This window comes from Anatilimnocola aggregata (assembly GCF_007747655.1).
Classification (GTDB): domain Bacteria; phylum Planctomycetota; class Planctomycetia; order Pirellulales; family Pirellulaceae; genus Anatilimnocola; species Anatilimnocola aggregata.
The window spans coordinates 5,694,691-5,708,651 of record NZ_CP036274.1 but is presented as its reverse complement, the minus strand read 5'-3'; the positions used below and the strand labels follow the sequence as shown (position 1 = coordinate 5,708,651).

The following is a 13,961-nucleotide window of genomic DNA, read 5'->3' as shown; positions in this document are numbered from 1 at the left end:
CCGGAAATGACTCTTCGGAAGCCTCCTGCACGTCGTCGACCATAGTCGCTTTTACGGCTTCTTCAGCGAGTTGATTTTCCGCGATAACCAATCCTCCGCAGCGGTCCCGTCGCGTCGCCCGCCGTCAAGCCAGCGCTGATAAGCCGCTTGGCGGATTCGTTCGGTTGCATCAAAAGACTCTGACATCTCTTCTCCTCCTTCACACATAACCTGTGGTAGTTGTTGCGAGTTCCGAGACAGAGCAAGTAGCGACTATCGTGCCAACGACGTTAAGTATGTCGGGGTCCGGGCCAAAGTGCACGCGTAATATCATCGCGGTGGCGGACGCGGCGTCACACGGTGTACGAGTACGAAAACTGCCGGGCACGAGTCGATGCCGGGGGCGAACGATCAAGGAATGCGAGCCAGCTACTTGGTGGGCTTGAACGACTCGAATACGTCGGCCAGGACTTTATCTGCCAGGCGGTTGAGTTCAGCAAGGATCAGCGGTTCTGCTTCGGGCAGCAGCGGGGAGGCGTTAGGTTCGTAACCGCCGTACTTGTGGGATTCGGCCGTGCAAATGTAACCGAGGTTGCCATTTGCATAACCCACGACAATGGGAATCGCCCGATCGGCAATAGCCTTCTCGATTTGAAACCCATATTCAACCATCGGTTCGCCGGGAATCGTCAGTAGCAGATAGTCCCCGATGCGTAGCGCCTGCATTTCGCAGGCGAGTTTTTCTTTCTTGCCAGGCAGTTCAATCACACTCGTGGCACACTTAAGCGGGTAAATCGTTTTCCGCTTGGCAAGCTCTTCGCGCACCACACTTCGATCTGCCGCGCGAACAACGGCGCAACCTAAACTCCGACCTGTCCACTTGATGTCAGCTTCGTCGCCGCAGCGATACGGTACGCCGGGCAGGTTCGGTCGAATATCGCCCGCGCAACCTTGCAGGAACATCGCCCGCGTCTTGGGGCCGTACACGGTCTCAACAAACGTCTGCGCTTCGCCAGGAAAGTCGGCGCTAATGAACGGAAAACCGTTGGGATGGGGCGGCGTGAGCTTGTCGCCCCAGGTAAAGACGCACGGATGGCAGACTGCATGCATCAGCAGGCTCATGGGCTCTAGCGATTGGCCGTCGTCAAAGCGGAGCACCTTTACGCGGTGATCGCACGGGCCATCGGGATCGAGTCGCACTACCGCGCGGCCGTTGATTACTTTGCGGCGGTTGATGTTGAAGTCGATGCGATCCTCACCATAACCAATGGTCACCGGACGCAATTCTTTGGCTGCAGCAGCTGACGCAGTTGCAATTTTGGCAACCATCTCTCGGCCCCAAGGCGACTCGCGCGACCAGCCCGGGCCAGAATGGTTGTGCGAGGTGGCGACCATGATGTTCTCGCGTGGTGTTTCGGTGTTCGCGGCGATGACATCGCGCAGCACTGCCACCATTTCGCTGTTCGAACTAATTAAATCGAGCGTGACAATTGCGGCGCGCGTTTGCTCGTTGGTCAGCAGCAAAATTCCAGCGCGGAGTGGATCGCGAACACCGCTCGTCGGTCGAATGTGACCGACCACGGGTGTATCGGGAGCAGGAGTGATATCGACCTTAGCAACCGCTGCCCGCAAGTTCGACTCGACGCGGAATTGAAACGGTTCCGCAGCGAAGACTTGCGTGGCAAGATTGGCGAAGGCAATGCAGGCAAAAAGTGGAGCCGATCGCAGCAGACAGGGCATGGAGTGAGTTCCTTGTTCCGGCAATCAGAGTTGTCGAGTATTGGAGGTTACTTTTTGGCCACGCTGTCGATGGGGACTCGCAGGTAGGAGACGCCGCCGCTTACGAACACGGTTCCGACATACTTATCGTCGAGTTGAATCGTACGCGCGGAATAATAGCGGGCCGCGATCTTTCGTTCGGGGAGCAAGACCACCGTCTGTTCGTTGTTCCAAGTGACGCCATCGTCAGCCGAGAAATTATAACTCAGCCCCAGATTGGCCGTCCCCACGCCAAACGTGACTAGCAAACGTCCGTCGTTGAGCACCGTCAAGTAGCGTCCTTCGGCTGTGTCGGTGTCGGTAACCGAACGAAAACCTTCGGCCAGTTGCCAGGTCTTTCCTTCGTCCGTCGAACGGTACATCACCGGGCACATGGCCAGCAATGTTCCCTTGGGGGTGCGGACGATTTGCTGAAAAGACCTTTGGTTGCCATCGGGACCCATAATCGAAAAGGTGGTTAGCTCGCCCGTTTTAGGATCGAACAAGCGGGGCGGACCAACGCGCAGCGGCAGCAACCAGCGGCCATCACTCCACGGCAGGACGTTGTGCCGCACTGCCCCCAAATGCTTACCGTCGACGGGGCCAATCAGAGCCTGATCGCTCCACGTAAGTCCTCGGTCAGCACTGATCGAATAGAGCAAAGCTCGCTCGTAGTAGCCGTCTTTGGCTTTGTCGTCGGCGATGTAGTTCCAGGTGACGAGCACTCGATCGTCTGGCAAAACGTCGACCGTACCAGGATAAACTTCGAAAATTTTGACTTCGCGAATCGAGTCGGGCCGTTTGGCCGACGTGGCGATGGCAACCGGCTCTTCCCAAGTTTGTCCGCCATCGAGCGAACGACTTCGCATCAGCACGTTGGCTCCCTTGTAGACCACAATCAGCGTGCCATCCTTAGTTCGACCAATCGAAGGATGAACGTGCCCTGACACAGCTTTGGCAATGAGGATGGGCTGATCTTCACCGCTTAGTGACGCACTACTTAAATGCGTTACCGCTAAAGCTAATGCCAGCACTGTGGGGAAACGGACTGCCTGAAACAGGTGAGACATCAGTAACTCCAGCGAGGCAGGGAAGTGTGGGGTGGGTGTTTTATCTTACTTCAGGTCCAAGTCGAGCAGGGAATCGAGCTCTTTGGAAGCAGGAAATTCAAATTCTCCCCAAGTGCTCGGCAGCAATCGGGCTTCGGTGGGCTGGTCGCCGACGAACACTTGCCGCTTATTCGCCCAGTAGTGGCGGGCAATGGTTGTGCGTCCATTCGGATCGGATTCGAGCGCCCCGACATCTCCGCGCAGCACCTGCGCGCTGGTGGGTGCAACCATGCCCAGGGATCTCCACGGAATGGCCGCTTCGAGTGTCCAACGGCGATCGTTGCGCACTACGGCCACTTCGGCTTCTTTGATCTCTCGAATTTCTGCGACTGCCGTCTCACCGACCGGTGATTGAAATATCCGCTGCGGTGGTGAACCGGGCGACTTTACATAGCGGTAGAGCATGACCGTGGGTCGATCGCCCCGATATGTCACGAGCAACCGCACGTCACCAACGGCGGCTTCGGTTCGTTCGGCTGGTGCTTTCGGATCGAGCCCCAGATGCAGATCGAAGGCATCGCCAGACTGAAAGAGCGTCTCTGCATCTTCAGCTGAATTCACCAGCGGGGAACTATCAATGGCCGTACCGCCGATATACAGATTGTCTTTGTCGAACGCGAGCCGCGCTTGCCATTGTTCGGCAACTCCACCGGTGGCCGACAGAGTCTGTCGAATCGTCAACGGTTCGCCAGCTGGCCAATCGGTTAGAAAGTCGCCATTAATCGTCGGCTTCTTCGCAGCAAACAGGACCGTGTAGCGCTTGGGCCCTTCGACATCGAGAAAACGCTCGATCTGCGATTTGCGAGCGGTCCAGTCGCGAGTGCGAGGAAGATCCTCACTAGTAACCGTGATGTCGCCAGAGAACCGCTGCAATTGTTCGAAGCCATCGACGCGCATCAGGGTGACATGATTCTTGCCGGCAATCGCATAAACCTTGCCATCCTCAGCCTTGGTGACGTGTCCGTGAAAATCTTCGACCGTTTTACGAAGGTCGGACAAATCGGTTTTGCCAGGTTCGCATTCCGGCATTGAGAAGTATCGTCGTCCGTAACCCTTCGGCCCGCCCAAGATCGCCCCGGCGAGCAGTCCGTCGAGCGTGAAGGCGTAATAATCGCCGCTGTTGCCGCCGACGCAGAAGATGGTCTCGTCGCCAATCTTGAAATGACCGATGGGGCCAATGCTGCCAGCAACCGTTCCTGCGGGACGGCCGAGAAAACCCCAGGGAACCATATTCGAGGCTTGCACTCCCATATAGCGATCGGGATAAGTCCAAAGTTGCTTACCTTGGGAGTCGAGCAGTTTATGATTCATCACAAACGTTTCGCCTGCGGGTGTAACCATCGATTCGCCGGTCAGTCCGGGCATTGGTTCTATGGCTGCATCGGTATAGTCGGGAATCGACGCTCCGTTTGGCCCCGCGACCAGCTTCGAGAGCCGAATTCGAGCACCGCCGCGCTGGTCGGGAAAATTAAGCGAAAGATCGTCACCGATATGGGGCGCGCGATAAACCGGAAGCTTCGGAAGTAACCGGACCTCGGCCGGTTGGACCTGCCGATCGGCATTCTGATCGCTCCAAATAAAGACCGTCTTGCTCGGATCGAGTTTCTCGACCGACTTCTTGAGCGCGGCATTCTTGGGAAGTTCACGCCAATCGCCAAGCAGGCCGGCAGCTACACGCGTCACGGCTTCGCCATTCACTTCTTCGCAAATGACGGCCGTTGGTCCGGCGTCACCAAACGGTGTTACCACCGGACGATCGCCGACCAGGAACCGCCGATCTTGCACATAGGTCACACGATCGGGCAGGTAGTTACCACCCGAGTATTGAGCCAATCGGCTCTCGAGCTTCCAGGTGCGAGTGGCGTAGTCGATGCGGAATTTCATCCCTAAATGGTTGATGACCGATTTATCGCGTGGGTCGAGCATTCCACCGCCGCCGTAGTGAGTCGGACCGAAGAGCTCCTTTTCAACCTGACCCTCCGTCGACCAGCGACTGATTCGCTTGGGTTGGAAGTGTTGCTCGACAAGCCAGAGTTTGCCCTGCGCATCGATGCTCATGGCCGCAGGTGCAGTCAACTCCTGGGGATTGTAGAGGCCGGTCTTCGGGCCTGCTTTGCCGAGTTCGCGCACTCGCTTGCCAGTGGTGACATCGTACGCCCGCACGACTCCGCTCTTACCATCGATGCCCCACAAAAGGCCGGCTGCATCGAACGCCAGCGCGCGAGGACGACCTGCCTCGCTGGGAGCAACGACAACTTCTCGCGTTGCTGCGCCAGCTGCATCGAGAGTGGGCAAGCGACAGATTCCTGCCTCGCAAGCGACGTACAGTTTTCCTTGAGCATCGAAGGCGAGAGCGCCAGGTTGAGTCACAGGCAAGTGCTCACGTAACTTGGCCGTTGTTTCACCTGTTGAAGGCAAATCAAGTACCGTAATCCGCTGAGCGAGATTGACCGGCAGTTCGGCATCGTTCCCCTGTGGTTCGAACAGGAGCAAGCTTTCGAAACCACCATTGACGGGGCCCGCTTTGGCACCAGGACCTTGCGGTGGATCGATGACGCGCACGCGGAGCGCACGGATGGAAAGAGTAGAACCGAAATCACCCTGCACCACGCGCGGGGTGTGCCAACTCCACTTAATGTCGTTACGCACTTGACGATGAAGGTGGACTTGCTGCCAATGTTCGTCGTTCTTGAAGGCGGCGGCATCAATGCTGGCGTCGGCTGGCCCATTCCATACATCGATCGCAAAGCCAGCCCAGGGAGTTGGGCGAGTCATGAGAAAGCCGCGCACCTGAGCGGGCTCTTTCCAGATATATCCAGCGACGGCTGGATTGCCATACGAAAGAGGCTGGTCGACCGCGCGGTTGAATTGCCAGGCAGCAGTGGCAGTGCCCATTCCTTCTAGCGGCAAGAATACGGCGCTTTCTGTTGCGTTGCGATAGCGGCGATCCAGCACCAGGCTGTATTCGAGGCGTTCTTGCTTAGGGCTGTGAAAGATGAGTGCCTTGGTTTTCATTCCTTGGGCAGAAGTTGCAATTCCTGGTCGATCAGCTGACTTACTACGCAGCGGTAACCACATCTCGGGATCGAACTTGCCTTGGAGATCTTGTTGCAGATCGTCGGCCAGCGATGTGGCTGGAACTGCTGGCTGCGTGGGATCCTGCTGCGTGACCTGGGGAATGAACTGTTCGGGTAATTTGACGCCGGACTTGAGCGCATAGACTTCAACGTCTCCGCTTGGCACGACGACACTCCCGACCGGCACTTCATCCTTGAGCGTGAGGAGTAGACTGTCTTTGAGAGGGCCTTTCTTAGACGTTGGTCCGAACGATCCCGTCACTGAGCTGGGCGCGGCTTGAAAGGTCGAGAAGATGTGCTCATTGGGTGTCAGATCAGTCACATGGGTCTTGTGGGGTATCGGACTGGGCTGGCAGTGAGCGATGTTCACTTGCCCCGAGTGAAAGGCAGAGCGAATCCAAGGTGGCGCAGGGGCGCTATAGCTAATGCAAAGCGCATTCCCGAAAACGGCAGCTCCACTGTGGTCGCCTGTGAGCCAGGCCTTGGCGTGGCCAGGCACTTCGGTGGAGTAAGCAAACTTGTGCAGCGGCAACTTGGCAAACTTATTTTGCGGGTCGATGCGAATCACCTCGCCGTCGTTCACGACATAGGCATACCGGCCGTCGCTCACCAGGCGTTGGGCCCCCTGATGCAAGTCGTGCCAGAGTTTTCGCCCCTCGCGATCCGTGGCAATCAATGGCACGCCGAACTCAGCACCACCAGCACCAAAAAACATCACGTCCCCCACTGCACACGTGCTGCACGGTGGACCATGATCGGCCATCCACCAGCCCCCACCGGGAACCGGTGCCATCCAAGGCGGATTGCCCGCGTTGTAGACAGTCATCTCATAGGTCAACTTGAACGGCGGCCGGGCGAGACCCACAAAGTGGTATTTGCCGGGCGCAACGGGCTTCCCCTGATCGTCGAGCAGATCCCAGTTCTCTTGTGCGCTGCCGCGCTCGCGCTCGACTTCGGCAATCAGCCGGCGAACATGCTGTCCTTTCTCGTCCTCAATGCGAATCGCTGCGAAACCATCCAGCGGCATGTCGTATTTGAGTGTGACAGGAGAAGCCGGTACGTGGGAATATGACTTGGAAGTCGGAGTATTGGCGTCATCTGGCAAACTGACGAGCACGGCAACACTCGGCGGGCGCTGCTGAATGGATGCTTCGGTCGGAACCGGAATGCGCAAGCGCACGGCACGGGTGGTCAGTGAAGTCTGCGGTTGAAAAGTGGAATTGCTTCCCGCAATAGCAATGGGCTGCCAATCGTTGTCTTGAGCAAGTCGCGGATGAACCTCTTGTTTGGCTGAAACCGCACTGATCGAAATTACGGAAGCTCCCGGCCGATCGATGAGTATGCCCGCTACAAGTTGTGGCTCGGGCCAATAGCCCAACCACTGCAATTCGGCAGGTGTACCTTTTTTGACCGCTGGTCGCGACCAATCGCGATAACCAAATTCAGCCGGATTGTAGTAGCGATCGGTGAATAACCGTAGACCGGGAAATACAGACGCTGTACGCGGATTCTCCCACGGCAAATTGTGCCGCTTGATCGTGATGCGAATGGCTCTGACCTTCGTTCCCAAATCCAGCGGCCGCACCATTCCAGGTGCAAGAGCTCGCCATTGGCTCTCATCGTTGATGACTCCTGGAAGTTCAGAATCATCCCTGAGCAGGGCCACAAACTCGGTGGACGCGCAGAGAGTGCCAACCTCGACTGGCTGTTTGAAAACAATCCGAAAATGGCGAGTTTCGGCGGCCGCAGGTCCGGTGCTCCAGGGCAGCAGGTTACCAGTTGGAGGTGTTGAAAGCCCCAGCCAAGGTGCGAGAAGTTCCTGCCCAGGAGCCGGTTGTTCCTGGCCATCGGCAAAGGCGACGCAGCGCTCCCAGTCAATAACATCTGCTGATATCGCACTTGCTAGTCGCTCAGCGGACCAGGCATTACCAGTAAAACTGGAAGAGGTCGCGAGCAACATCAACATCATCTTCAAGCATCGCGATATCAGGAGCGGATTCTCGGGCAGGTTCACGCACATGGGAAGGGCTTTATGGGGAAGGATGGGTGAGAGGCAAAATTGAGTGGCCAGGAATCAATCGTCTAGCGGCGGTATCGCTTGCGATACTCGCCAGGGGTCATGCCGGTTTTCGATTTGAACAGAGTCGCCAGGTGTTGGTGGTGAGCCGAACCGAGCCGCTGGCCGATATCGGCGAGCGGCAGGTCAGTGGTAGTAAGCAATTCTTTGATCCAATCCAGTTGCGAGCGCAGAATTTCTGCTTTGGGAGTACGGCCAATAGCTTGCTTCATGCGCCGTTCGAGCATGCTGCGGGAAACGGGAACCGCCTTCAGCAGATCACTGACAGACATTGGCCCGCGCGCCTGCTCGCGAATGATCCTGAGCGCTGCAGCAACTTCAGGATCATCAATGGCGAGCACATCGGTCGATTGACGCGAAACGATTCGTAGGGGAGCGTCGACGTATGGCGCGCCACGCGGAGGTTTACCACCCGCCATCATTCGCTCGAGACATTCTGCCGCGCGATAGCCAGCTGCGCGTTGATCGACTTCCACACTGCTGAGCGGCGGATGGCAGAGGTCGCACATCAGTTCGTCATTGTCGACGCCCAGCACGGCAACTTCCTCTGGCACACTCAGCCCGGCATGTTGGCAGGCTTCGAGTACTTGCTGGCCGCGCGGATCGTGGCAGGCCATCACCGCGACCGGCTTGGGCAAGCGTCGTAGCCAACGCGCAAGCTGCTCTTTGTCGAAGCCCCAGGTTCCCGCAGTTGTATGGCGCGCTGAGGCAGCGAAGACATCGACCGCACAGTCACGTTTGGCCGCCTCAACAACGAATAGCCGGCAGCGATCCTCCATCGTTGAATTGCCACCGGTAGGAAGGCCGCAGTAAGCGAAGCTGCGGAAACTTCGTTCCCACAAATGCGAGAACGCTGCTGCGACAATGGGCCGATTGTCGATCAGCAGCATCGGCAAGCCGTGCCCCTCGCGGTTGTAAGGCAGGTCGACCACGGGCAACCCAGTGGCCCGCAAAGCATCGGCCATCCGTTGATCGTAACAGCGGGCAATGATGCCATCGCCACGCCAGCGTTTGAGCCAACTGGGAGGTGCATCACCGCGCGCATGCGGACGAAAAAGCATCGCCCAGGGCGCATGTTGCCGCTGATACTTCACGATTCCGGCCAGTACGCGGCGACCGAAGACGTACGAAGTCTCGACCAGCACTGCGACTTGCAGCGGGCGGCGATTCGTCTTGCTTGGTGTGGAACTGGCCATGTTGCAAAACCGTAATACTTTTACGCAAAGTATGAATGCAAAGAAATCGGTTCGCAAGTAGATTAACGCTACAAAATGACACTTCACTCCCCGTGGTTCTCTCCCATGCGCATGCTTCGTCGAGTTACCCTTGGTTCGTTCTTGTTTTGCATCTGTTGCCAGTTGGTCTCGATCACCCAGGCTGCCGATGTTCAGCTGCCGCTGGAGCGGACGGCTTACTTCGTTGGCGAGTTCATTCCCGTGGCGTGGAAGAAGACCGAGCAGGCAAAGTTGGAGCTGGTATCTGCCGCGGGCACCTTGCTGCTGTATCAAGGGCCCGCGCAGACAGTTCTGATTGATTCGTCTCGCTTCGCTCCGGGAGAATACCAGCTCAAGTTGAATGGCGAAGCCACGGGACAGAGAGTATTCATTGTCTCGACGCTGCGTCGTTCGGCTGGCTCGATGCAGGATGAGTCGGAACCGCGCCGGCCGCAGTATCCGCAGCAGCCAAAGATGACTCCCGATGAGCGTCAAGCCTTTGATCTAGTGCACTGGAACGGGCAAGCGAAGATTCTGCAGGATTTGCGACTGACTGCCATTGTGCCGATGGGCAAGGCCGATGTACTTGAGCTTCCTTACATGGACGTAGCCGCTCGCAGCGGCACATTGGTGCTACCCAATCCTGATACGCGCCCCACCAGTTTCTTTCCCGTAGGAAATCATCCTGAAGAACTGGCTGGCATGAGCCAGCGGATCATTCTTGGTGCGCAGGCGAACGGCAAGTATCCGAACTTTGGCGGCTTCATGCTGGGGTGGGATACTACCGGCTATGCCATCGGCAATCGTCGGGGGTTGATGACCTATTGGGGTTGGGGTCACAAGACGGAAGCGTTGCGGCACTATCTCAAGCGAATCGATCAGCACACGCAGGATGAGTTTCGACGCCGGACCAAACTGGAACCGGTCACCGAAGCGGAATACATCGCTTACCTCCTCTCCATCAACCGGCCGGAGTTCGCCACGCTCATCGATTTGCCGACGCGGCACTGGCTGAACGAAATTGCCGAATACACCAAGCCGATGCCGGAACAGGAACGAATCGCGTTCGAGGAGCGACTCGATCAGTGGTCGGCTTATCTTATGGGTATGTATCGAGAAGCCTACGGCGAGTTGAGCAAGAACCTGCGCGAGCTTGATCCCACGCTGCGTAACTCGGCTAGCGTGCAGGTCGACCACAGCCCGGTTCGGTACGGGCAGTACTTTCCTTCCGCTTATGAAACGCTCGACTTCCAATATCAAAGCACCTGGAACGACCAGGTTGGTGGGCCAGATTATGCCTATCAGTGGCTCTTCACGGCTGGCCTGCTCGATATGCATCGCAACGGCAAGCCCACGTGGCTTAGCAACGCGTTCGGCCCCGTACATGGTCGGGCCAGCACGCCCGGCAAGTTCACTCGAGTGGCAGCGCACGGTTTGCCGTGGGGCGTGACGGGCATCGGTTTCGCGCTCGAAGGTTTCAGCAATGTTCTGACAGGCATGAACAAGCACGCTAACTGGACGGAGATCGAAGGGAAAGTTGGCGGAGCGGATGTGGTGGCGGGCCGTGAGTTTCTCGATCGCTTTGCTTGTCTCGCGGTCGAAGGGCGCGGCGATCATGGCGTTGGCATCTTGTTTTCGAAGAGCCAGTACCAGCGGCAGCATCTGGCCCTCGGTTTCGGCACGACTCCCTATCAGACGTTTGTCAGTCTCACGCGACAGGGCTACACACCGCGCTTTGTCACCGAAGAAGAATTGCTGAAGTCCGGGGGCAAGATCAAGGAACCCGCATTGCTGATTGCCGGGCAAACGTTTCCGTTTCCCGCCGGTGTGGTGAAGTCGCTCGAATCGTATTCGCAGGCTGGCGGGCGAATAGTGATTGACGACAACTCCACCGTTGCCATTCAAGACGCGCAGAAGCTTGGTTACGGATTTTCGTTCACGCGGCTGGGCAAGCCACACAACTGGGGCGCGCCTAATACACCGAAGGGCGATAACGATGCGCTGATGTTCGCTCGTTGGCACGCGGAGGTTGCGCCTTCGTTAGTAAAAGCGTTTGGAGCGAAAGGACGCGGGCTGTTAACGTCAATCGAAGGAGAAACAAGTTCGCTCTCGTTGTTGCAAGTCGACGGCGGGCGAGATGCAAAATACGTGATTGCCGTGAACGACTCGCACATTCAGTCGCAGGCCGATTGGTATCAAGTGCGTGAGAAGTTGCTACCCGCAGTTGGCGCAACTGGCGTGCTCTACGATTGCACCTCAGAACGTTTGCTCGGCGATGTCGCCCCCTTCGATTGCGACCTGGCCCAGTCCACCGCGCGGGTCTTCGCCGTACTGCCCCGTAAGGTGGAAAAACTCGAGGTGCGTGCTCGCCAGAAGATCGCAGCGGGCGACCCACTCACATTGCAAGGTCGCTTGGTCGATGCCAAGGGAGAAACCCTGGCAGCGGTAATTCCCGTTTGTATCACCTGGCAAGATCCCAGTGGCAATGCCGTCGCTGAACTCTATCGTTCGACCAGTCGAGATGGCTTGCTTCGTTTCGATCTGCCTCTTCCTGGCAACATTGCGGCGGGGAAGTGGCTGGTGAGCGTAAGGTCGCAACTCGACGGCACCACCGTGAAATTGCCAATTGAAATCACTGCGGCGAGTGGTGAGACGTTGGCGATTGACACAAGCGCCGAGTCGCTCGTCGTACGCCGTCGCGATGTGATTGAAAAGGCCTTTGCTGCCAAGACAAGGTTTGTGTTGCCGCTGTTTGAATCGGAACATGAAGCTGCTTTGTTGCCGATTGCTGAGAAAGTGAAGGCCACGCTGGCGGCCCGCGGCGTCGAGGTCGAGATTCTGCGCCGACCACAAGTGGGAACATATACCTTGGCCTATCAACTCGCTCCGGAGAAAGCGGCTGAGAATGCGTTAGTCGACAAGGGTGAAGTCTTCGGCAAGATCAAACGGGAAACAACCAATCACAACGATTGGTTCAGCGCGCTCAGTGGCTGGCGATTCGGCAAGCCGGTGATTTTGCTCGACGTAACGACCGCGAAAGCGGATTCGCCTCCAGCGGAGACTCTGGCCGCTGCCGGCCTACTGTGGCCACGTGTGACTGAAGAATATCCAGGAACAGGACGCGCCGTGCTTGAGGCGATTCCGTGGGCCTTTGCGCCCCGAGTAACTACGCTGGTACTGCGGGCCCATGATCTGGCAAGTTTGGAGGCGGGGGTTGCGGGTTTGAAGCAACTGCCTGCCGATCGTTTGACGCCGGCGATTGAAGCAGCCCGCAGCCAACTGTGGCGGCAGCACCATGTTGGTACTGATGCCGCTCCGAATGCTGCAGGAGAACTAACAGCGACAGGAGTACAAACTACCATCGCGCCGCAGCCATTCAGCCCATCACTTGCCGGAACTCAAATTCCCACAGCGGATCAGGTGGTTCGTCAGCCGCGTGAGGAAGCGTCGGTGATTGAGATTCCCGCGAAGTTCGATCCCAAACAGTTCACGATCTTTGTGCGTGACGACAAGGGCTTCGCCGAATCGGCGACAGCTGGCATGCTCGTGCCTGACTTACGTTTTAGCGATGCGATTCAATTAATGGTTGAGGTGAAGGAAGCGGGCACCTACCGGCTGACGGTCAGTGGGACCTTCCGCTACTCAGATCGTCGACCTTGTTGGCAGGCTCAGTGGGAAGACATCATCGACCTGCGTGAGAAGCTGGTGCCGAAGCAGCGCAAAGCTATGGAGATTGGTTTGCAAGTGGATGGCGCGGATGCCGCCCCCTTGGTTCCGGTAGTTCGCGCCGAAAAGGAAGTGCCGCTGGAACTGGCCAGTGCCTCGGCCGGGCTGAAGCCCCGAACCGCTGTGGAAGAAGTCGTGACCGAACTGGCCGGCAATCTCAAATTGTCCGCTGGCCGCCATCGTCTCCTGCTGATTCACAAGAATATGGTCGACGGCAGAGTCGAGACAATTGAAGCGACACGAGCGAAATAGCAAGGCAACGCGTCAGCCGGTAAGATTGCCTTTGCTGTTTTTACCGGCGGGCAAACTTCAAAGGGCCATACCGTGAATCGTTACCTCACCTTGTGTTTGGTTGTTACTCTTGTTGGATACACCTCGCTGGCAGCAGCTGCTGAGCCGACTGCCGATGAGGTGCGTGAATATCAGGAGATGAAAGCCAAGGCTGAGGCGGGGGATGTAAACGCCCAGTACAAGTTGGGAGGAATGCTCGCGAAGGGCGCGGGCGTTGCCAAGAACGATGCCGAGGCGGTGAAGTGGTATCGTCAGGCTGCCGAGAAGAACGATCCCCGCGGCCAAAGCATGCTGGGTGTGATGTATACCAACGCCCGGGGCGTGGAACGTGATTACACGGAGGCGATCAAGTGGTTCAACAAGGCCGCGGCACAAAATAGCGCTCACGCGCATTACAACCTGGGATACATGTACAGCACCGGCAAGGGTGTGACCAAGGACGACGCAACTTCGGCCGAATGGTATCGCAAGGCAGCGGAGCAAAACGACGTCAATTCGCAGCGAATTCTTAGCGGGCTGTATGCGGTGGGGCGCGGCGTACCGAAAGACCCAGTGCTGGCTCATGCTTGGGCAACTGTCGCGGTTGCTGGTGGCAACACGGCCAGTCAGGCTCAACTAACCAAGCTGACTGAGCAGTTGACGCCAGAGCAGAAGGATGCAGCGACGAAGGCTGCTCAAGAGATTTCTGCTCGCCTGGCGAAGATCAAGAAGTGAGTGGTGAGCTGTTTAC

7 protein-coding genes are annotated in these 13,961 nt (G+C 57.5%); 2 read left to right on the top strand and 5 right to left on the bottom strand.

Annotated features, from left to right (window positions below):
* Positions 1-51: 51 nt before the first annotated feature.
* The 5 genes from ETAA8_RS21345 to ETAA8_RS21325 all read right to left on the bottom strand — a co-directional run bounded on the left by ETAA8_RS21345 (position 52) and on the right by ETAA8_RS21325 (position 9,196).
* Positions 52-186 (bottom strand): DUF2934 domain-containing protein, encoded by a 135-nt coding sequence (locus tag ETAA8_RS21345; RefSeq protein WP_202921160.1) that lies wholly within the window; start codon positions 184-186, stop codon positions 52-54.
* 222 nt (positions 187-408) lie between these two features.
* Entirely contained in the window at positions 409-1,719 is a 1,311-nt protein-coding gene (locus ETAA8_RS21340; protein WP_202921159.1) for a hypothetical protein, read from the bottom strand.
* 47 nt (positions 1,720-1,766) lie between these two features.
* Entirely contained in the window at positions 1,767-2,807 is a 1,041-nt protein-coding gene (locus tag ETAA8_RS21335; RefSeq protein ID WP_145093037.1) for a sialidase family protein, read from the bottom strand.
* 45 nt (positions 2,808-2,852) lie between these two features.
* Positions 2,853-7,883: a hypothetical protein gene (locus ETAA8_RS21330; RefSeq protein WP_145093034.1), complete on the bottom strand. Its 5,031-nt coding sequence runs from the start codon at positions 7,881-7,883 to the stop codon at positions 2,853-2,855.
* A 122-nt stretch (positions 7,884-8,005) separates the two neighbouring features.
* On the bottom strand, positions 8,006-9,196 hold the full coding sequence (locus ETAA8_RS21325; protein ID WP_145093032.1) for a DNA-binding transcriptional regulator: 1,191 nt from the start codon (positions 9,194-9,196) through the stop codon (positions 8,006-8,008).
* Between the two features lie 105 nt (positions 9,197-9,301).
* On the opposite strand from ETAA8_RS21325, the gene ETAA8_RS21320 reads away from it, so the two are divergent.
* Both ETAA8_RS21320 and ETAA8_RS21315 read left to right on the top strand, forming a co-directional pair.
* Positions 9,302-13,192 (top strand): hypothetical protein, encoded by a 3,891-nt coding sequence (locus ETAA8_RS21320; protein ID WP_145093030.1) that lies wholly within the window; start codon positions 9,302-9,304, stop codon positions 13,190-13,192.
* 72 nt (positions 13,193-13,264) lie between these two features.
* Positions 13,265-13,945, top strand: a complete 681-nt coding sequence (locus tag ETAA8_RS21315) for a tetratricopeptide repeat protein (protein WP_145093027.1) — start codon at positions 13,265-13,267, stop codon at positions 13,943-13,945.
* The last annotated feature ends 16 nt before the right edge of the window (positions 13,946-13,961 follow it).